This window comes from Rhizobium sp. USDA 4016 (assembly GCF_056279705.1).
The window spans coordinates 951,782-971,135 of the sequence record NZ_JBWCCY010000002.1 but is presented as its reverse complement, the minus strand read 5'-3'; the positions used below and the strand labels follow the sequence as shown (position 1 = coordinate 971,135).

18 protein-coding genes are annotated in these 19,354 nt (G+C 57.7%); 11 read left to right on the top strand and 7 right to left on the bottom strand.

From position 1 onward, the window contains the following. The 5 genes from ACZ9DP_RS05710 to ACZ9DP_RS05690 all read left to right on the top strand — a co-directional run bounded on the left by ACZ9DP_RS05710 (nucleotide 1) and on the right by ACZ9DP_RS05690 (nucleotide 6,295). Nucleotides 1-1,047 carry a sn-glycerol-3-phosphate import ATP-binding protein UgpC gene (locus ACZ9DP_RS05710; protein ID WP_476200715.1) on the top strand — a complete coding sequence of 349 codons (1,047 nt, stop codon included), beginning with the start codon at nucleotides 1-3 and terminating at the stop codon, nucleotides 1,045-1,047. 99 nt (nucleotides 1,048-1,146) lie between these two features. Then, nucleotides 1,147-2,151 (top strand): sugar-binding transcriptional regulator, encoded by a 1,005-nt coding sequence (locus ACZ9DP_RS05705; RefSeq protein WP_476200713.1) that lies wholly within the window; start codon nucleotides 1,147-1,149, stop codon nucleotides 2,149-2,151. A gap of 445 nt (nucleotides 2,152-2,596) precedes the next feature. Further along, a complete protein-coding gene (locus ACZ9DP_RS05700; protein ID WP_476200712.1) occupies nucleotides 2,597-3,781 on the top strand; it encodes an ATP-binding protein in 1,185 nt (394 codons plus the stop codon). A 33-nt stretch (nucleotides 3,782-3,814) separates the two neighbouring features. Further along, nucleotides 3,815-4,978 carry an IS110 family RNA-guided transposase gene (locus ACZ9DP_RS05695; RefSeq protein WP_476200710.1) on the top strand — a complete coding sequence of 388 codons (1,164 nt, stop codon included), beginning with the start codon at nucleotides 3,815-3,817 and terminating at the stop codon, nucleotides 4,976-4,978. 1,077 nt (nucleotides 4,979-6,055) lie between these two features. Beyond that, nucleotides 6,056-6,295 (top strand): hypothetical protein, encoded by a 240-nt coding sequence (locus ACZ9DP_RS05690; protein WP_074073113.1) that lies wholly within the window; start codon nucleotides 6,056-6,058, stop codon nucleotides 6,293-6,295. On the opposite strand, the gene ACZ9DP_RS05685 is transcribed toward ACZ9DP_RS05690, so the two are convergent. The 3 genes from ACZ9DP_RS05685 to ACZ9DP_RS05675 form a co-directional block, all read right to left on the bottom strand. Further along, a complete protein-coding gene (locus tag ACZ9DP_RS05685) occupies nucleotides 6,281-7,183 on the bottom strand; it encodes an alpha/beta hydrolase family protein (protein WP_476200709.1) in 903 nt (300 codons plus the stop codon). The genes ACZ9DP_RS05690 and ACZ9DP_RS05685 overlap by 15 nt on opposite strands. Before the next feature lie 124 nt (nucleotides 7,184-7,307). Continuing rightward, the gene (locus ACZ9DP_RS05680) at nucleotides 7,308-7,652 is read right to left on the bottom strand and encodes an ankyrin repeat domain-containing protein (protein WP_476202205.1); all 345 of its coding nucleotides are present in this window, start codon (nucleotides 7,650-7,652) and stop codon (nucleotides 7,308-7,310) included. Between the two features lie 28 nt (nucleotides 7,653-7,680). Further along, nucleotides 7,681-7,914 (bottom strand): GH-E family nuclease, encoded by a 234-nt coding sequence (locus ACZ9DP_RS05675; protein WP_476200707.1) that lies wholly within the window; start codon nucleotides 7,912-7,914, stop codon nucleotides 7,681-7,683. A gap of 284 nt (nucleotides 7,915-8,198) precedes the next feature. On the opposite strand from ACZ9DP_RS05675, the gene ACZ9DP_RS05670 reads away from it, so the two are divergent. After that, nucleotides 8,199-8,630 carry a GFA family protein gene (locus tag ACZ9DP_RS05670; protein WP_476200705.1) on the top strand — a complete coding sequence of 144 codons (432 nt, stop codon included), beginning with the start codon at nucleotides 8,199-8,201 and terminating at the stop codon, nucleotides 8,628-8,630. A gap of 301 nt (nucleotides 8,631-8,931) precedes the next feature. On the opposite strand, the gene ACZ9DP_RS05665 is transcribed toward ACZ9DP_RS05670, so the two are convergent. Together ACZ9DP_RS05665 and ACZ9DP_RS05660 are read right to left on the bottom strand one after the other, a co-directional pair. Beyond that, the gene (locus ACZ9DP_RS05665; protein ID WP_476200704.1) at nucleotides 8,932-9,261 is read right to left on the bottom strand and encodes a chaperone modulator CbpM; all 330 of its coding nucleotides are present in this window, start codon (nucleotides 9,259-9,261) and stop codon (nucleotides 8,932-8,934) included. A gap of 2 nt (nucleotides 9,262-9,263) precedes the next feature. Next, nucleotides 9,264-10,178 (bottom strand): DnaJ C-terminal domain-containing protein, encoded by a 915-nt coding sequence (locus ACZ9DP_RS05660; protein ID WP_476200703.1) that lies wholly within the window; start codon nucleotides 10,176-10,178, stop codon nucleotides 9,264-9,266. Between the two features lie 1,108 nt (nucleotides 10,179-11,286). On the opposite strand from ACZ9DP_RS05660, the gene ACZ9DP_RS05655 reads away from it, so the two are divergent. Further along, nucleotides 11,287-12,543, top strand: coding sequence for an MFS transporter (locus tag ACZ9DP_RS05655; protein WP_476200701.1), 1,257 nt, complete (start codon nucleotides 11,287-11,289; stop codon nucleotides 12,541-12,543). Between the two features lie 288 nt (nucleotides 12,544-12,831). Here ACZ9DP_RS05655 and ACZ9DP_RS05650 read toward each other — a convergent pair whose 3' ends face one another. Then, nucleotides 12,832-13,206 (bottom strand): VOC family protein, encoded by a 375-nt coding sequence (locus ACZ9DP_RS05650; RefSeq protein WP_476200699.1) that lies wholly within the window; start codon nucleotides 13,204-13,206, stop codon nucleotides 12,832-12,834. Nucleotides 13,207-13,828: 622 nt separating this feature from the next. Between ACZ9DP_RS05650 and ACZ9DP_RS05645 the strand changes: the two genes are divergently transcribed. From ACZ9DP_RS05645 to ACZ9DP_RS05630, 4 genes are all read left to right on the top strand, one after another. After that, complete coding sequence (locus ACZ9DP_RS05645; RefSeq protein ID WP_237362205.1) at nucleotides 13,829-14,653, top strand: N-formylglutamate amidohydrolase; 825 nt, start codon at nucleotides 13,829-13,831, stop codon at nucleotides 14,651-14,653. After that, complete coding sequence (locus tag ACZ9DP_RS05640) at nucleotides 14,650-16,536, top strand: flavohemoglobin expression-modulating QEGLA motif protein (protein WP_476200698.1); 1,887 nt, start codon at nucleotides 14,650-14,652, stop codon at nucleotides 16,534-16,536. The genes ACZ9DP_RS05645 and ACZ9DP_RS05640 overlap by 4 nt, the downstream gene beginning before the upstream one ends. Next, on the top strand, nucleotides 16,537-17,580 hold the full coding sequence (locus ACZ9DP_RS05635; protein ID WP_476200696.1) for a glutathione synthetase: 1,044 nt from the start codon (nucleotides 16,537-16,539) through the stop codon (nucleotides 17,578-17,580). It begins immediately after the preceding gene. 183 nt (nucleotides 17,581-17,763) lie between these two features. Then, on the top strand, nucleotides 17,764-18,672 hold the full coding sequence (locus tag ACZ9DP_RS05630; RefSeq protein WP_476200695.1) for a LysR family transcriptional regulator: 909 nt from the start codon (nucleotides 17,764-17,766) through the stop codon (nucleotides 18,670-18,672). 393 nt (nucleotides 18,673-19,065) lie between these two features. On the opposite strand, the gene ACZ9DP_RS05625 is transcribed toward ACZ9DP_RS05630, so the two are convergent. Beyond that, the gene (locus ACZ9DP_RS05625; RefSeq protein WP_074064219.1) at nucleotides 19,066-19,287 is read right to left on the bottom strand and encodes a DUF2798 domain-containing protein; all 222 of its coding nucleotides are present in this window, start codon (nucleotides 19,285-19,287) and stop codon (nucleotides 19,066-19,068) included. Nucleotides 19,288-19,354 lie beyond the last annotated feature (67 nt).

Below are 19,354 nucleotides of genomic sequence, written 5' to 3'. Positions count from 1 at the left end.
ATGGCAGCCATAGAACTAATCGACCTGAAGAAGAATTACGGTCAGGTTCCAGCGGTGAAGGGCGTCAACCTGACCGTCGCCGACGGCGAGATGATCGTGCTTGTCGGGCCTTCGGGCTGTGGCAAGTCGACGCTTCTAAGAATGATTGCCGGCCTTGAGAGCATCAGTTCAGGGCATCTGCATATTGCGGGAGCCGATGTGAGCAACGTCGAGCCCGCAAAGCGCGATATCGCGATGGTGTTCCAGAACTACGCGCTTTACCCACATATGACGGTTCGTCAGAACCTCGAATATGGACTGAAAAATCGCCGCGTCGCGCGCCCCGAAATCGACCGGCGCATTGCCGAAACCGCGGCCATTCTGGAAATCGGCCCATTTCTCGAGCGCCGTCCGCGGCAGCTATCGGGCGGGCAGCGCCAGCGCGTCGCAATGGGTCGGGCAATCGTTCGCAATCCCGCCGCTTTCCTCTTTGACGAGCCGCTTTCGAACCTCGACGCCAAACTGCGCGTCCAGATGCGGGTGGAAATCCGGCGCCTGCAGCGGCGGCTGAAGACGACAAGCCTTTACGTGACGCATGACCAACTGGAAGCCATGACACTTGCTGATCGTCTTGTTGTCATGAATAGCGGACGGATTGAACAGATCGGCACCCCGCTCGAAGTCTATCAGCGCCCGGAAACGATCTTCGTCGCTGGCTTCATCGGATCGCCGCCCATGAACTTCGTTGATCTTAAAACGAACGGCACCATTGCGGCGGAAGAACTAACTATGTCCGCGGACGCCGATATGATCGGCATTCGTCCAAATGCCATCAGGCTCGGCGAGACCACCTCGCCTGCCCTTCGTTTCAAGGGCAACGTCGAGCTCGTCGAAACCGTGGGCGACGAAAACCATGTCCATCTGCGCCTTAACGATGCGAGGAACGAACTGATTGTGGCAAGCATTGCGGGCGACCAGAGACTTTCGGACGGTGAGACGGTCTCATGCTTTGCCCTGACAGACAATCTTCACTTCTTCAACAGCGCGACGGGTCGGCGGGTCAACTAGCAAAAATGCATGCAAAAAACCCACCGGACCACAGCAATTGACAAAGGCGGCCGATCTGGTGCCCATAGCGGCGAAAGCAGAGGTTGCGAGAGCGGTCCAATGACACAGGCAAAGACGGCCGGCGCGCCAGTTGCACTTCCCGACGAGCAGATGCAGGTTCGTGTGGTATGGCTCTACTTCATGGAAGGCCGTACGCAAGGCGAGATTGCCGACGCGCTTTCGACCAACCGGCTTCGTGTCAACAAAATCATCGCCGAAGCCCGCCGATCCGGCCTTGTGACGATTACCTTGAATTCCAGGCTTACGTCCTGTGTCGAGCTTGAGCAGACGCTGGTCGCGGAGTTCTCGCTGAGCCGGGCGATCATCGTGCCAACACCTTCAGATCCCGATCTCATACCTGTTCTGCTCGGCCAAGCGACGGCGGACTACATCGCCCAGCTGCTCAGCAACGGCAAGCTGTCGGGTATTGGCGTCGGCTGGGGAGCCACGCTGCGCGAAATGGTACGTCATATGCCATCCATGCGCCGGCCCGACATTTGCGTGAATTCGGTGATGGGTGGACTGACGCATGGCATCGAGATCAACACATTCGACATCGCAAGCGACCTCGCCCGCCATTTGAATGCGGAGTGCGCCTATCTTGCAGCTCCCATTTATGCCGGCAGCCCGGAATCCAAAACGGCAATCGTAACGCAGGACGTATTCCAGGCGGCTTTCCGGCAGATTGCCTCAAACGATCTTGTCGTGCTCAGTATCGGCGATATGACCGAGCGATCGCTTCTGATGCGCTACGGGCTGCCGCAGGACGTCACGATCGACGAGCTTGTCGCTACCGGCGCTTGCGGCGATGTTCTGGCGCAATTCATTGACAGGAACGGAACCCCCATCGACCACCCGCTCAATCTACGGGCAATCGCGCCGCCGCTGGAAGCGTTGCGCAAGATCCCGAACGTCGTCTTCGCGTCAGGCGGGATCAACAAAGTCGAGGCCATTGCCGCGGTCCTCTTGTCGGGGCTTGGAACTGTCCTCGTCTGCGATGAAGACACGGCGCGCGCAGCTCTGTCGGTGGCAGCCCGCGCGCCATCGCCCGCGGAGTTGTCCTGAAATGCATCGGCCCTAAGGACCGCGGAGCCGAAGAGGCTGTTGCGATCCCAGCGGGCAGTTTGACAGGTCAGGCCTGTCACGCCTGCATCCGGCATGCCCTCGGCGGCCCATCGCAAGCAAAGCGCCTCCCGGTCTGAAAGGATAAAGTGGGTTTATGGGTCGGTGCGGTCGTGCTTTGGAGGCGCGCATGGATAAGTGCCGCCGCGGCGGCTGCGCCCACCGCGTCGATGTCGCCACTTCCCGATGCATCGCAGGATGGACAAAACTTAATAAAGTGACCGAACAGGCTGCGTTGTCCGCGGTAACGACATCGAGATGAAAATCACGGCCTTGGGCAGCAAATGAGACATGCGGTAGAACGGAGATTGCTTTCAATTGGTCAACGCTGGAATTTCAAATGGTCGCAACTTGACTTTCAATTGGTCACGCCCTTATTAGCGAAGCTGTGGCGATTTATCCAAGGCTCGTTGAGCAGCGCGTCAACGACGCTATGTCAGACGCCCGTGTCGTATTGATCATTGGCCCCCGGCAATCCGGGAAAACAACACTTGCCAAGAAGATGACCAGTGCGGAGATGGCGTACTACACGCTTGATAACGCAACGACCCTGGGAGCAGCTCAGCAAGACCCTGTGGGGTTTGTACGAGGTATGGATCGTGCCATCATAGATGAGGTTCAGCGCGCTCCCGAACTGCTGTTGGCGATCAAGGAAAGTGTTGATACCGACCAACGGCCCGGACGTTTCCTTCTTACGGGATCAGCTAATCTTATGACGCTGCCACGCGTGGCGGACTCGCTCGCCGGACGCATGGAAGTCGTTCGATTGCTTCCGCTTGCCCAAAGCGAAATCAGATCGGCGGAGGGTAACTTCCTTCTCGATGCCTTTCGAAACGAAGTCAAAACCGGCGATTCTGTCATCGGGGACGACTTAGTGATTACGGTTCTTGCAGGGGGATATCCCGAAGCATTGGGACGGAAAACTTGGTCCCGTCGGCAGGATTGGTACATGGACTACATCCAGGCGATCGTGCAACGGGATGTTCGTGATGTCGCGCAAATCAAGCAGATTGCTCAAATGCCGCGGCTACTACGCACTCTGGCGGAGCATTCGGGTCAGCTGGTGAACTATTCCGGGATTGGTGCCGCAATTGGGATGAACCACATCACAACGCAGAAATACGTTCGCATATTCGAGAACCTATCCCTCGCCCGGACTTTGCAACCTTGGTTCTCCAACAAGCTAAAACGTCTTACAAAGACACCCAAAGTACATTTCCTTGATTCTGGCCTCCTCGCGTCCCTTCGTGACCTCTCTCTCGACCGACTAAAGGCCGAACGCGGGCAATTTGGACCATTGCTGGAGACTTTTGTTTTTGCCGAAATCCTTAAACTGGCAAGTGGCATGGAAGAACGCTTCGAGTTTTCGCACTTTCGCGACAAACAGCAAAATGAAGTCGATATCGTCATCGAAGACAGAAGGGGACGAATAGTCGGTATCGAGGTAAAGGCGGCAGCGACCGTCTCGAACTCCGATTTTTCGGGATTGCGAATGTTGGCAGAAGCATCCGGAGATCGGTTTGTTTCAGATCCTATGAGGAGGTGGATAGCGGTCCGCGCTGTGGCAAAGTGAGGCTCGCTAAAACATCTCACACTGGAGGCCAGCATGCCGGTTGCAGCACACCACCCCGAAACGCCGACCGCTATCCACACCGATCTTCGCGCAATTTTCGTCTCGATGGAACTCTCCCGCTCGAAATGGCTGGTCACCTCGCTGTCGCCGGGTGGCGGCGAGAAGATGTCCAAGTACTGGGTGGAGGCCGGCGACATCGCCGCCCTGCTGGAACGGTTTGCCGAACTCAACAGGAAGGCCCAGGCGCGGACGGGACGATGCTTTCCGATCATCGTCATCCAGGAAGCTGGGCTCGACGGCTTCTGGATCCACCGCGTGCTGGAGGCGGAGGGGATCGAGAGCCACGTCGTCGATCCCGCCTCGATTGCGACCTCGCGCCGGCGGCGGCGGGCCAAGACCGACAAGATCGATGGCGAAGCGCTGGTGCGCGCGCTGCTCGCCTATAAGCGGGGCGAGCCGCGCGTCTGCGCCATGCTCAGGGTACCGACACCCGAGGAAGAGGACCGCCGCCGCCTTGCGCGAGAGCGCAAGGTCTTGACCAACGAGCGCGTAAGGCACGTCAATCGCGTCAAGGGCCTGCTGTTTGCCCAGGGCGTGTCCGGCTACGAACCACTGCGTCGAGACCGGCGCAAGTGCCTTGAGGAACTGAGGACCGGCGACGGGCGTCCGCTGCCTGTCCATCTGAAGCGGCAGATTGGCCGCATCCTCGACCGGCTGGAACTGCTGATCGAACAGATCAAGGCGATCGAGGCTGAGCGCGACGCCATGCTGGCGGCCCAGCAGGGTGCTTCATCGGCGCCGACCATGCTACTCGCTCTGAAAGGTATCGGACCAGAGTTTGCCGCCGTGCTGTGGTCGGAAGGCCTGTCCCGCCACTTCGACAACCGGCGACAATTGGCTGCCTATGCGGGCCTGGTCGCAACACCGTGGAAGAGTGGGGCGATTGATCACGAGCAGGGCGTGTCGAAATCCGGCAATCCTAGGCTACGAACGACGCTCGTTCAGCTTGCCTGGCTGTGGGTGCGCCATCAACCGCAATCGGCGCTCACCCTATGGTTCAAGGAGCGGGTGAAGCAGAACAACGGGCGGCTGAAGAAGACGCTGATTGTGGCGCTTGCTCGCAAGCTGCTTGTGGCGATGTGGAAATACATCAATGCCGGCGTCGTCATCGAGGGAGCGGCCATGACGACCGCCTGATGCGTTAGCCATCAAACTGAATTCTGCCATCTTCCGGGACCTGATCAGTCCCGGCGGATCCAGGTGGGACGAACCGAACAAACCCTTGGCTTGAAATGCCGCCTGTCCAGAAGGGTTTCGTCCTCCTGAGCCCTTGCCCCGTCGCAAGCGGGATGTTGGTGCGCGCTGTTTCGAACGGCGACCGTATATAAGGTGGATCTGGCTCGGACAAACGGGCCGCGTCATGCCATCGGGCTCAGACCATGGATTCCGCAATGGACCAACCAGGAGAAGTGGAAATGTTGCCCTGACATCCCCGTTCCCCTTGACCTTCCTCATATAAGGGTTTGTCTTGTATGACCATCAAAACGTGATCCCGTTCGGAGAACGTCTATATGCCGTGCCATTTTCGGCACTTTGGCGCTAGCTTTGCCAAATCGCTTTTGGAGTTCAGGCTCACGTCAGCGCCGGACAATCCTCAGATCGTGAATTGCACGGTTTCGCGGCGATGACGGAAATCGCTTCGGCATTTCTTCGCGGGAATGGATATCGCGGGCTGATGGCGCTCCGCAATTCGCTCGAACTCCAGCTTCGCGCGCGACGGGAGGCCTCAAGGCGCCTTTCCCAAGCCGGATGCTGGAGCGCCTCCACCCTCAGCTCATCGACCGAGGGGTGTCGCAATGGCTCTATGTAATGGATGGGCTTGCTACGATCGGCGAAGACAAACTCGGCAAAGGTGATGCAGCGGCGGATGCCGAGTTACCCCTACCTAAGATCAGAGCCGAAGCATCGACTACGCTGGTTCTCTTTCCCGTTGACCGCCACGCTCACTCGTATCTTGCGGGCACGATTAGCGGGCGTTGAACGGACAGACAAAAAGTATGCAGCGGGCTTCGCCTGAACTACGCTGATGGGGCAATGGCGATCCTGGCTGTGCGCTGCGCTCACGCCGAAAAGAAGGAGCGCGGTAACGCGTTCGAACTCTAGGGCCGCGAGCGCTTGGCGGGATGTTTGGCTCGCTACGGTCAGACGGCAAATGAATCGCTTGACTCGCTTCCCCAATAGGAACATTTAAAGAACAAAATGAAAGGCAAAGCCATGTCAATCGCCGAGAAGTTCATCGTCCTGCCCTATAAGAAGAACCGCGGAAATCTTGTGCCGGGGGAGATGCGCCAGGCTTCAAACGGTCCATCGGCTGAGAAGATTGCTGCCTCGATGGCTGCTCGCTTCGTCGGGGTCGCTGCCTATGCCGTGATGGTCGACGATGAGACCGGCGACATGACGTCGCCCCGCTTACTTGCAAGGCATGGCGAAATCGCTGATCTAAACATTGGTTAGAGGCAGTGGATCCAGAATATCTTGCTGGGTTGCGAAAAATGCCCTTCGAAGACGATTGGTAGCGCCGAGCTCCAAGTTGCCATGCGAGAGATGTGCCGCTTGTGCTCGCCGCGCGCTACCATTCGTTGTCACTAGATCTATTTTCTCCAATCCGGGATCGACCAGCACCGCGGAGGCGATGCGCGGATCGCGGTTCGATTGTTCGAAGCGCGCCCGATCGATGCTGCGCAGATCGAATTTTTCGACCGTGACCTGCTTGTTGTTGACGAAGCCGCGCCCGCCTTCGAACCAACGGCAATCCATCATGGCCGGATAGTCGTCGCAATAGCGCACATAAGCATCAAGGTCGGCTTGAGCGCCGGCAAGCTCCATCGCCGTGCTGCCGCCGAGGGAAAACCCGGGAACGCCGATGCGATCCGTGTCGATCGACGCCTGCCATCGGGCATCGCTGACGAGTGCCGTGATAATTGTCGAAATATCCTGGGTACACTCCCAGATTTTTGGCGTGGCAGCCGGCGTGGAAACGCCGCTCGTTGTGCCGGGATGGTTGGGGCCGGCCACGATGAACCCTGCCTCCGCCAATACCTTAGCGATCCACGCCATGCCTTCCACCCTCGAACCGGAGCCATGCGAAAGTAGCACCAGCGGGAAACGACCCACTTTGATGGAAGCATTCTTCGAGGCTGGCGTACCTTCGAAAATTTTGCTCTCGCCGGTCAATGCGGGTTCACCATCGCCCTTCGATGGATACCAGATCGTCACGGCAAGTGCGCTGCCGCGTTCATGCGAGAAGATGCGGATATCCTGCAGGCCGACTTCACCTGCGAAAACGGATGCGGTTGAAGTGACGACAAAGAAAAAAGCTGTCAATGCTGTGGTCAGTCGCATGAGAACCTCGTTCGGTTTGAGAAACGATGACTGACCTTCGGTGGAAACACGGTCTTTTCGACCTCGATCAGGTTCAAGGACGTTCTCGAACATGATGCGGTTCTACTTCTTCGCTGCATCTAGATTAAAGTCCGAAAAGCGTCATCATTGCTTGATTCTTCTTCGTAACTGCCATGTCTGCCGAGGATCGTCCGGCTGTATTTTTGCTATGGGGGTCTGCACCTTTTGTTACAAGCAGATCAATCAGTGGCAGACTCGGGCGCGGGTTGAGCACCGCCGTCCAAAGCGCGTCATTCCCATACTTATCGAGACGACGCAGATCAGCACCCTTGTTCACGATGTCCGTCGCGAGATCGTACATACCCCGTGAGATCGCATATTGAAGCGCTGTTTGGCCATTGCCGTCCTGATGATCGAGAGGTACGTCAGCCTGCAGGATCGATTCCGCATGTTCAGGTCTGTAAGCAATCGCTTCCTGAAGGTAGCTGCGATTGTCTTCAGTCCGGGATCATGTGAGGATCAAAATTCGGATTTGTTCGTAACTCTGCGAAGAAATTTGCCATTCTTTCTACTCCGCTTCGTAGCGATGACTGACGATTTGCGTTTATGGACTCTGGTTGATAACTATTCGGATCTCGATACTGGCGCACGAACTCGTCCTTCGGTAGCCGTCCCTCCATATAATCCTGGTGCAATGTCCGATACTCGTGGCCTGGCTTGTGCTGTTCCACACAGACACAATTTGCGTGCCAACGGTGGCGATCGCCCTTTGCGCCACCGTTTCACCGCATATGGCCGATTTGGGCCATTGCCTTGTGTGCTATCGACGGCGCAGGCCACGAAGCTTGCGCTCCTCTGGGTTGCAATGATATGAAACACTCGGGTTTCGCCGAGCCGGGCAAAGACTCGGGCGCGCTGTTCAGCTGGAACTCCGAGAGGCGCTAAGGGTTCTCCCGCGACCAGCGCCACGATCAGCTGGCGGGCGAATGGGTACGAATGCAAATGGATACGCGCCATGGGACGGCCGGTACGAATCGTACCTAAGATAACGCGTGGCACTTGTCATTGCGGCGCTGTGCGTTGGGAGTATCGAGGAGACATACCCGATGCCACGATCTGCAATTGCACGGTCTGCCGCCGCTATGGAGTACTCTGGACCTACGGATACGATGGTCAGGAAATCGCCGTGGAAGACCCGGGGCATGCTATGGCAGCGTATATTTGCGGGTCTCGCAGGATCTCATTCAATTTCTGCAAACTCTGCGGCAACCTTATCAGCTGGCGCAGCTTGAGGCCAAACGACGACGGCCGAACAAGAATAGCTGTCAATCTTCGCCTCGCTGATCCGCAGCAGGTGGCGGAAGTTCCACTGCGCCGCTTTGACGGCCTCCACAGCTTTCACGACCTGCCGCTTGATGGACGCACGGTCGCTGACGTCTGGTTCTGAAGATGTAATCGACGCTGTAACTTTTCACTGGTGCGGCAGCACCGAACGATCTCCGAATGGGCGAACGTCTTAGCTGCCGGCCGCGGGGTTGTCTCTCAGACAGCGTTGCTTCTTTCAGAGTGCGGAACCAATCAAACCAAATCCCGAAAGACGCCTTGGAAGGCCAGGATTCGCGCCAATATCCCTGTCGTCACCGGGATCAACGCCACCGACTGCCATCTCTTCGGCGAGCCTGAAATTGCCTTCGAGCGCCCGCGTGGAACTAACGGAGGCCGAAATGACGTGCTCGTCCGGCAGAGGCCTAGTCGCGATAGCGTTCGAGATCGGCGAGAGCGCTCAGCAGCCGTTGCTGCACCTCCTGCTCCTGTTGACTAATCGCGGCCAATAGCCGTCGCATGGTTCCGCGCAGCCCGTGAAGCTGGTCTACCAGGTCCATAACGACATCGACGCCAGCCTCGTTAAGTCCCATCTTCCGGGTAAGATCGAGGATCAATTGCGCGCGGGCGACGTCGCTATCGCGGAACTGCAGCCGTTCCTCCGCGGCATCAGGCACCAGCCATCCCTCCTCGATCCATAAATTCAACTCGGTGACGTCGATCCTCAGGAAACGCCGGAATTCAACATCATCCATGCTCAGACCTCCATGCTCCTTCTTGGATCCTGCGCGCTCGTTCCGGCCCAATCCTTGACGAATGCGGTCAACCGGTCATCCGGCTTGTCGGGCAGGACGATCTTGAGAGTGACATAGACATCGCCCTGTTTACCGCCGCGCCTTACAACGCCTTTGCCCTTGAGGCGCAGCACCTTGCCTGTATTCGAATACGGCGGCAGCGTCAGATTGACGGGACCCGAGGGTGTCGGCACGCGCACCTTGCCGCCGAGCACGGCTTCGCTGAGCGAGACCGGCAGTTCCAGGCGAATATCGTCACCATCACGGGTGAAGAAGCGATGCGGACGTACGCGGATATCGATCAGCGCATCGCCCGCCGGTCCGCCGCCAATTCCCGGCTCGCCCTTACCGCGCAGTCGCAACATCTGTCCGTCTCGGGTGCCTGCCGGAATCTGCACGTCGAGGGGCGGGCCATCCGGCAATCTGACCTGCTTTTTAGCGCCGTTGACTGCATCGAGGAAGTCGACCTCCATCGAGAACTGACGATCTATGCCCTGGGCGCGAAATTGCGCGCCACCGCTGCGGCGCGAAAAGAAACTGGCAAAAGGATCGTCGGCGTCGCCGAAATCGGCAAAGCCGGAGGTATTCTGGTAGGGGCCGCCAGGACTGCTCGCCGAGGCGTAGTCGCGATAATAGTTGCGCGGCGCCTGCTCGGCGCCTGTCATATCGATCTCGCCGCGATCGAAGCGGGCACGCTTTTCCTCATCGCTCAGAAGTTCGTAGGCAGCGGAAATATCCTTGAACCGCGTCTCGGCTCTCTTGTCACCCGGATTGAGATCGGGATGGAACCTCTTGGCGAGCTTGCGGAAAGCGCTTTGAATTTCCTTTTGGGTCGCGTCCGGCTTCACGCCCAAAAGCTCATATGGGTTCTGGTTCATACATGTCTCCTGTCGAGGCACGAATACTGCAAAGTGAATTCAGCGCTGATATAGGTTGCCGCCGTCTACTAGAGGAGAGGTGAGCGGAGCATTCAGCCTAAGGAGCGGTTGTTTCACGGGCTGCAACACGACTCCATAAAAAGGCTCGATGCGGACGAGCTGGTCCTTCACTGACCATACGCCGGCAGTGTCCTCATCCGCGACCTTGGCTGCCAGACGCTCGCGTCATCAAAGATGGTGCCCGCAAGCGCCGCGACGCCATCGAGGAGATCGACGTGGATAATGCCGTTCTTGCTCCAGCTTTGCTTTCTACGTCCGACCCAGCTTTGCGCAGATCGAGGTTACTCCGGCAGTCCCGCTTTCCGAAGAGCCTCTATATACCGAGTACGATCGTCCAGTCGTCGGAACGGTGGGAGTATATCGGCAAGATTCGAAAGGCGCAGCGCAGGGTCGAAGTCGCATAGGCGAGCGATCATTTCCTGGGCTTCCACAAACCGCCCCACCATGGCATGACCCGCCGCCACGACACGCATCGCACGGGTAGTTCGGCTGGTGGCGCAACGACTTTCCCGCCCAAGCGACGGCGTCATCGTAGCGGCCAGCACAAAAATGAGCGAGCCCGGTGTTCAACGGCCAAGCAAACAGGCGCGGATCAAATGGGCTCAGGCGCATGGCAAGCGCGGCGTGCCCGACGGCCTTGTCCGGCTCGCCCAAGCAAGCTTTCACCCAGCTGCTGACGCCCAAAGCAGCGACCAGGTTCGGGTTGAGAGCAAGCGCGCGAGAGCTCGGCGAGATCAGCACATAATTCTGATTCCCTATTGCGGGCATAAGCGCGTGGCCCAAGCGATCATCGCCGTACGTGGCCTGAGCGTTGCCTGCACTGAAAGGATGATGCATTGACGACGTGCAAATTCCTGTTTAGCTGTATCGTCATGAAGATCGCAATGGTTGTCGTGGTGATAGGGCGCATGGGCAGGATGGTATAGCCATCCGGCGAAAGCACCCATGCGCGGTAAGCAGGCTCCTGACGGGGCCTTTTTTTATGCCCGGAGATTGGGCCGCGCCTCGTCAGACTTCCGCAATCACTCCTGACAAGACGGACAAAACGATGATGAGCGAAAATCCCATTCAGACGTCGTGCACCCAAGTGACCGGCAGAACGGATATCACCCTGACGACTGCCCCGCCCCGGCTAGCGACCCTCATCTTGCTTTCGGCGCTTGCGGTGCTGCCGGTGAACATGATCTTGCCGTCGCTTCCGAACATTGCAGCCACGTTCCAAGCTGATTTCGGGCTCGTCAATCTTTCGGTTGCGGGCTATGCAACCGTATCGGCGCTGACAACGGTCATCGCAGGGGCGATGACGGATCGATATGGGCGCAGGACGGTCGTATTAATGGCTGTCTCCATCTTCATTGTCGCCTCCGTTGGCTGTGCACTGGCGACCAATATTGGCGTTTTCCTTCTGTTTCGAGCAATGCAGGCGTCCATTGCTGCGTGTTTTTCCGTGGCCCTCGTCCTGATCAAGGAGACATCGGGCGAGCGCGAAACCGCAAGCAAAATCGGTTACGCCGCCGTGGGATGGGCACTTTCGCCGATGCTCGGTCCGATGTTTGGCGGGACGTTGGACGAGTTGTTCGGATGGCGGGCGAGCTTTGTTGTCTTTGCGGTCCTTGGTTCAGCAATGCTCGCTTTGGCCCTTTGTGATTTAAGGGAAACGGTCGCGCGCTCACAGAGACCGCATGGGAACTATCTTGCCGCCTATGGACAGCTCCTGAGTTCGGCGCGGTTCTGGGCCTACACCCTGTGTATGGCCTGGTCCATGGGGACGCTTTACATCTTCCTGGGCGGAGCACCATTGGCCGTCGGTCAGACGCTCGGCGGCTCAAGTGCGAAACTGGGCTTGTACATGGGGTTGGTCCCGGCGGGCTTCATCCTGGGTAGCTATTTGGCTGGCCGCTACGCCTCCAAGCACGCGCTGGGCGCTACCCTCATTGTCGGGCGCCTCATAACGTGCATGGGGCTGGTGGTTGGCCTGATCCTATCGATGTTGGCGACAGCCCACGTTCTTGCGTTCTTTGGGCCTTGCATGCTCATAGGCATCGGCAATGGACTGACCATGCCCGCCGCCAACACAGGCGTGCTGTCGGTGCGCGCCGATCTCGCCGGTACCGCGGCGGGGCTGGCCGCTGCAATGACAACCGCTGGCGGAGCGCTCATAGCCTCAATCGCCGGCTTGTTCCTTGTGAAGTCAGGTGCAACCCATGTACTGCTCGGTATGATGCTGATATCGGCATCACTCGCATTGCTGGCAGCACTTTTGGCCGCTTTTGTCGATTGGCGTGCCTCCAAGATGGTTTCCTAGGGAGTGGCCGATTTCTATCAACCCTTGCTCAGTCCACTTTAAGCCTTGGGGTTTCTTCTCGCGAAAACATGCTCGTCTTCTGGCTCGCGCGCACTCTTTCGCGAGCCCTGGTCGGCCAACCGTCTGGCGATCTGGCCCTGCAACTGCCGCCCCGGCACCGCATGGCCTTTTTGTTTGCATGCTCGCCCCCGAAAACCCGCCAAGCTCCGATCCCCGTTTAACTTCAGGCTCACTATCCAGCGTGAGCTCTTTCACGGGGCTTCGGTGGAAAATCGACATCATGCAGTGCTACATTTCCTTTTGAATGACGCAGAATGTGTTGCCGTCTGGATCAGCCAAGACGATGTAGTCCGCTTCCCCGGGATAGCGCCAATTGACGCGTTGCGCGCCGATCGACAACAACCGCTCGACTTCGGTTTTTTGATTGGATGCGTAAAGATCGAGATGATGGCGCTGATGGGTTTCAGGATCAGATGAGACGATTGTGATCGCCATCTGTTGACCCTCGCCCTCTGTCGGAACGAGGATCGCCCAATCCGCCGACGGCTCCCTCGCGGGCTTATATTTCAAAGCAGCGCACCAGAATTCAATGGCACGCGGGACATCGCTTACACCCCAGACAATCGAACCTATCTTGAGCATTCTTCCTCCTTTTTCCGACACCAGCGCGCGCCAAATGACCGCTAAGATCAGTGACGGCCGAATGCGGTGCCCGCGTGCCGGAGCAACCACCGACGATCAGATAGCGAGCATATTCCACCTGCCGGCGCGCATAGCCAATGCGCCCTCGCTCAACATGCGCTGTCCATCCAGCTCCTGAACCGGCCCAAAACGCATCTCCTCATATCAAAACCTGACCGGGCTTGGCTGTTCCATAAATTTCGCAGCCAAGGTCGCGAACCTCAAGTTCTCAAGATGATCAATCCGTCGGTGCTCAGGCAGGCTTTGTATCCTCGACATCAATGCCCGCCCGTCGAAGTGTTGGTGCCCTCCTGCAAATGCCTCGATGCCTCCCACCTTGATCAAGGTGAACGCCGATCTACCTTCTTCTCTAAGAGGCGAGAGCCCTGCAATCGGTAGATAATATGTGTCCGGAAACCTGCTGCAACCATCGACCAGTCGTCCCTCCATTGAAGGATCGTCCCGCCATCGTTGGTCCTGATTGTGATCCACTCTCTTTCAGATCGCGAAAAGGCAGAGGCAACCAAGGAGCGCCGGCGTGTCCGGCTGACGGAAAAGCAATCCCGACAACTTTAGGCAGGGCTTGGTTCAGAAAGGTCGATCACTGACAAACCAGATCGAGGTTCCAAACAGCGCGTGTTCCGACACCGGTTCTTTATGGAGCGTCAGGAGAGGCCAATCTCCGGTCATCGCGACGGCAATCCATGACGGTCGGCTTATGCGGCAGGACTTGCTGCCGCTTTGTGCTTTGAGCGAGTCCGAGCGTCTTCGTGAGGAAGACCCCTTCACAGCCTTCCTGATCAGTGGCGTGCCGAACCAGGTCGTTTTTCATCGTTCTCGGTTTGAGATCGATCTCAACCGGAGTCGCGAACAGGCTGTCTATTTCCGTCCTGAGCAGGCTTGGGGGCTAACCGTCTGGAAAAATGGCCTTCCCGCCTCCGAACACTTGGCCTCGCTGATGGTTTACGATGACTACTATGAGATGCTTGGCTCCTTTCTAAAGGGTATCGAGCGAAACCACGGGGAGTTCGTCCTTCTCGACGTCCACAGCTATAACCATCGCCGCGCCGGTCCCGACATCCGGACCGATCCCGAGCAAGCCCCAGATATCAACATCGGTACCTTTTCGATGGACCGCGATCGCTGGGCGCATGTCGTTGATCCGTTGATGGAGCACTTCCGAGCCGTCAAGACCGGAGACAAGCCGCTGGCTGTGAGCGAGAATATCGCCTTCCAGGGCAAGGGAGAGCAAACCCGGTTTATCCATGAGCAGTTCCCCAAGACGGGATGTGCCATCGCCATCGAGTTCAAGAAGATATTCATGGACGAGTGGACCGGGCAGCCGGACAACGCCGTACTCGGCAAGCTTCGCGACGCGGTAACGGCGGCGGTTCCGCTTCTGGAACGCATTGTGGGGCAGCCTCGATGATGCGACAGACGTCGGCAGTTCAGGAGAGTTGGCTGGAGGAGGTCACACAGTGTCTGCGTGATGATAAGCCGATCCGCAAGGAGCTGCCGGAAGGCGGGCGACTTCATATTGATCGACTGCTGCCCTTCCTCTTCATTTACGTTGAGACCCGCAAGACCGAAGAGGTTGCCCGGTCGGTAACACAGTCAAACGCTTCGTATCTTCTCGCATCGACCCCAAAGCAGGTCATGCCTGTCATCCAGGCTCTTAGCGCCATCGCGGTCGAACGATTTGGATCATTCCTGGTCATCAGAATCGGAGAGCTCGGGCGCGACAAGTTCCTTACCGATGACGCGCCCTATCTACCGCCCTTCGAGGTTTCGGTCTGGTCAACCGAGAATGCCGTTGTAGCCAAGGAGACATTCTCGCAGGCGGTCATGGCGAGCGAGGCTCGGTTTCGCACGCCAAGGGTCGAGGAACGAGGCGCTCCGCCATCGATGATCGACGAGGAAATTTCTGCTTTATCCGGTTGCGCCGTCCTATCGGCCGAGTTTGCTCCGATTTACCGCGCGCCCGAGTCCGCAAAGATATACCCAGAGCTTCGAGATCAGCTGATTGCAACCCTGTTCGATGCCGGGCTACGGGCATGTGCCGCATTCATAGGCTCTCGTGGCATCTTGAAACTGACATCGCATCGATCCTTGGGTCGACGCGCCTTTGTTGATGCCGTGAGCCGTGTTGACCGGGGCATCGATGAAATTGCGTCGGCCTTTGACGTGCTCCTTGCGGTTACGCCCATCAACGCTCAGCAGGCGTTTCAACAGTTCAAGTCGAACAGTTTCAAAGGCGAACCCGCCTTCCTCTACCGCCCTTTGACCATCCAGGTCGAAAGCGCAAAGCAGCACCTCTTTTCGGTTTCCTTTGATCATATGGAAGACCCGGTTCTCTACGATCTCTATCGGGAAAAGCAACGCGAAGTGGATTTGCAGCTTTCCTTGATCGCGTCGCGCCAGGCAGCCACCTTCATAGAGTTCGGAAGAGCGCTATACGGGCCTGTCGAACCGTCTCTCCTTGCCGAAGCCGAAAGCATTCTCGGCACGCTTTCGAGCGGCGGCCCGGCTGATTTTGACGACCGGGTTTCCGAGGCGCCGAATGCGGACGCCAACTATGTTTCGCGACGGGCGCAGGCGATGATCGCTATGTATCGGCGGGCGTGGCCGGACTTCAAAGTCGATATCGAGCTTCGCGATGATCTTCCATCAGGGTTGATGGTGACCAATCATCGCCTTCTGATATCAAAGACGACCAATATGGATCGACGGCGCGTGGAGCCGCTTCTTTCCCATGAGATCGGCGTCCACCTGCTCACCTACTTCAACGGATCGTCGCAAGGCCTGCGGCTCTTTCGCTCTGGCCTTTCTGGCTATGAAGGGATGCAGGAAGGCCTTGCGGTTTTCGCCGAATACCTCTCGGGCGGTATGACCGTGGAACGGCTGAAGTTGATTGCTGCCCGCGTCGTCGCATGCGCCGACATGCTTGCGGGAGTGCCCTTTGAACATACGTTCTATCGTCTGGTCCAGGATTATAAATTCACCCACTTCGGGGCATTCAATCTTGCGCTGCGGATTTACCGAGGCGGCGGTCTCGCCAAAGATGCGATCTACCTGAGAGGACTGCTTCAGCTCCTGGATCACCTCAAGCGCGGCGGTGCGCTTGAACCCTTCTGGATGGGAAAGATCGCCTCTTCTCATTTTGGCGTCATGGAGGAGCTTGCAGCACGCGGGTTGCTGAAGCAACCGTCTGTCTATCCGCTGTTTCTCGCCACCGGTGAAGGGCGCGAAAGGCTCGACAGGGCCAGACAGGGAATGCGGCCCATCGACATGGTCCAACCAAAGGAAAGCTAGATGCGCATTGCGTTCTTCGTGAACTCCATCGAGGGCGAGGCTCCGTCCTATACGACGACCTCTCTGGCAATTGCGGCGATGGCCCGTGGCCATGATATCTGCTACGTCACGCCCGATGGTTTTGTGCTTCGACCGGATGACAGTCTCTCTATGCGGGCGACCATTCCGGGTGTTGGAAAACCCAAGAACGCCGAAGCATTCATCGCGACCCTTAATGAGAAAACCTCGACCGAAACGATTGACATGGTGGATGTCGATGTTCTCTTCCTGCGCAACGACCCATCCCTGGACGCCGATGAACGGCCTTGGGCAGCGCATGTCGGGGCAATGTTCGGACGGCTTGCGGTTGAGCGCGGCGTGATCGCCGTCAATGATCCCGACGCCTTGGCGAAGGCGCAGAACAAGCTCTATTTTCAAGACTTCCCCGAGGTCATACGGCCGACTACTCTTATTTCCAAGAGCCTGGACGAGATCAGGGCCTTCATCGACAGCCAGAAGCGTGGCGTCGTCCTCAAGCCGCTTCAAGGATCGGGCGGCCGGCATGTGTTCAAGATCAAATCAAGCAAGGAATCCAATCTTAATCAGATATTCGAAGCAGTCAGCGGCGAGGGATACCTGATCGCCCAGGGCTATCTTCCCGATGCCGTCGAAGGCGATATTCGATTGTTTCTCATGAACGGCAGGCCGCTGGAAAAGGATGGTTCTTATGCGGCATTTCGCAGGGTCCCGGCAAAGGGCGAGGTCCGCTCCAACATCAGCGCGGCCGGAACTGCAGCCGCAGTGAAGATCACGCCAGAAATCCTTGAGGTCGCCGAAATCGTAAGACCGAAGCTCGTCGCCGATGGAATGTTCTTGGTCGGTCTCGATATCATTGGTTCCAAGATATTGGAGATCAACGTATTCACGCCGGGAGGGCTCCAAAACATTGAGCGGCTCTACGGCGTCGATTTCTCCTCCGTGGTGATCGAAGCGCTGGAAAAGAAGGTGAGCACGCGTGCGAATTACGGCAGCCGGTTGTCGAACGCAGTCCTGGCGACATTGTGATCGTGCCAATCGTGCGAATGTCAAATGTCACGCCAAGACCGGTCGGCCCCAGAGCGTATAGATGACCTGCACGAGCCAGTCCGGTACAAGTGCTCGCGGCAAACGATTGCCGCCGAGGCCGCCATCTAGGCACCGGACGTGATTTCGGCTACCTTTGAACGGTCATTCCAGTCGTTGGGGCCTATGGATCGATTTGATGCGATGCGGGTACTGCTTGCGGTCGTCGACGCCGGCAGCTTGTCGGCTGGCAGCCGCAGGCTGAATGCTCCCCTGCCCAGCGTCAGCCGCAAGGTCGCCGATCTTGAACGGCACCTCGGCGCAAGTCTCATCATCCGAACAAGTCGCAATCTGCAGCTTACCGACGCCGGGCGCGACTATGTCGAAGCCGCACGCAAGATTATGGCAGACCTCGAAGAGGTTGAACGCCGAGCCTCCGGCGAATATCAAACGCCGCGTGGAATGCTCACGATCACAATGCCAGTGGAGTTCGGAAGTCGGTACGTGTTGCCTATTGCGCTGGACTTCATGAAAGAGCACCCAGAAGTGACGTTGAACCTCCTGTCGCTCGACCGTTCAGTTCATCTTGTGAATGAGCAGGTGGATGTTGCCTTTCGGCTTGGCGAACTCGCCGACAGTTCCCTCTATGCAGTCAAGGCCGGCGAATTTCGCCTGCTGACATGTGCCAGCCCAGCCTATCTGGAGCGGCATGGCGTTCCTCAACATCCCACCGATTTGTCGAACCATGAGGGCATCATGTTCAACAACCGGTCATTCTTCTGGGGATTCGAAGTCGAGGGCAAACCAATCGAAGCGGTGCCGCGAAGCCGCATCGAGGTCAACACCGCGGCCAACTGTGTTGCCGCGGCGTTAAGCGGAGTCGGGATCGCCCGCCTCTTCGACTACCAGATTCCCGACGAATTATCCTCTGGCGCGCTTGTGCCGATACTGAAAGGCTACGGTAGCGAGCCGAGGCCGATCCATATCGTCTATTCGCGCCAAGGGCTTCTTGCCTTGAAGGTGCGCACATTCATCGACTGGGCTTTGCCACGGTTCCGCGCGACGTGCAGTAACTATGGTGCCATTGCGCACTGACCGCATGACGCGCGGACGTCGTCGATTGTCCGCTCCGGGTCTTGAAGATGGGGGAGTGCCCGATGCCGGAAGGAGCGAGAATTCCGCATTGACCCTTTCGGCAAGCTCGATTCCCATTTCTTTCTTGATATAAGAGTCTTTCTTACCCAGACCACCTTCACCGCTGTTTGTGAGCCGGCCGAGATTCGCCTCGACGTAATCTGGTCCTTGTAAAATGCGCGTAGTCACTGGAGAAAGCATCTGCCGTGGTCATGTGGTCACGGCTCCATCCGCGGGGCATGTCTTGTTTGAACTCCCGGGAAGCCTCGAATTGAGCTTGCCTGGCCAGTCCTCTCCGTGATGAGTCTTCTCAAAGACCATTGTCATGTCGGTGATCCTTTCCTCTCGACCGGATCATCGGACCAGTCGATCGACGTGCACCTGAAGTCGCGGTCCGATCAGCAGGATGGCGGGAATGACGATTAGATACCCGATGCTCCACGAGCGCAGCCATGTCAGGACAAATCCCTTTGAGAAGCCGAGGTTGAGCGCAAGAAGGACGAAGGAGATTATTCCGGTTGTGATGATGCCCATCGACAGGGCGAAGGCGATCTTCCGTTTCAATTGCGTGTTCATGTTCTTCTCCAATGAAGGTTCAAAGCCTCGATATGACCGCTTTGCACTGATCGAACCGGGGCGGTCA

What these genes read in the sequence shown, in the direction of transcription:
- ACZ9DP_RS05710 (WP_476200715.1), top strand. Translation starts at nt 1, where the DNA reads ATGGCAGCCATAGAACTAATCGACCTGAAGAAGAATTACGGTCAGGTT.
- ACZ9DP_RS05705 (WP_476200713.1), top strand. Translation starts at nt 1,147, where the DNA reads ATGACACAGGCAAAGACGGCCGGCGCGCCAGTTGCACTTCCCGACGAG.
- ACZ9DP_RS05695 (WP_476200710.1), top strand. Translation starts at nt 3,815, where the DNA reads ATGCCGGTTGCAGCACACCACCCCGAAACGCCGACCGCTATCCACACC.
- ACZ9DP_RS05690 (WP_074073113.1), top strand. Translation starts at nt 6,056, where the DNA reads ATGTCAATCGCCGAGAAGTTCATCGTCCTGCCCTATAAGAAGAACCGC.
- ACZ9DP_RS05685 (WP_476200709.1), bottom strand. Translation starts at nt 7,183, where the DNA reads ATGCGACTGACCACAGCATTGACAGCTTTTTTCTTTGTCGTCACTTCA.
- ACZ9DP_RS05670 (WP_476200705.1), top strand. Translation starts at nt 8,199, where the DNA reads ATGGGACGGCCGGTACGAATCGTACCTAAGATAACGCGTGGCACTTGT.
- ACZ9DP_RS05665 (WP_476200704.1), bottom strand. Translation starts at nt 9,261, where the DNA reads ATGGATGATGTTGAATTCCGGCGTTTCCTGAGGATCGACGTCACCGAG.
- ACZ9DP_RS05660 (WP_476200703.1), bottom strand. Translation starts at nt 10,178, where the DNA reads ATGAACCAGAACCCATATGAGCTTTTGGGCGTGAAGCCGGACGCGACC.
- ACZ9DP_RS05655 (WP_476200701.1), top strand. Translation starts at nt 11,287, where the DNA reads ATGATGAGCGAAAATCCCATTCAGACGTCGTGCACCCAAGTGACCGGC.
- ACZ9DP_RS05640 (WP_476200698.1), top strand. Translation starts at nt 14,650, where the DNA reads ATGATGCGACAGACGTCGGCAGTTCAGGAGAGTTGGCTGGAGGAGGTC.
- ACZ9DP_RS05635 (WP_476200696.1), top strand. Translation starts at nt 16,537, where the DNA reads ATGCGCATTGCGTTCTTCGTGAACTCCATCGAGGGCGAGGCTCCGTCC.
- ACZ9DP_RS05630 (WP_476200695.1), top strand. Translation starts at nt 17,764, where the DNA reads ATGGATCGATTTGATGCGATGCGGGTACTGCTTGCGGTCGTCGACGCC.
- ACZ9DP_RS05625 (WP_074064219.1), bottom strand. Translation starts at nt 19,287, where the DNA reads ATGAACACGCAATTGAAACGGAAGATCGCCTTCGCCCTGTCGATGGGC.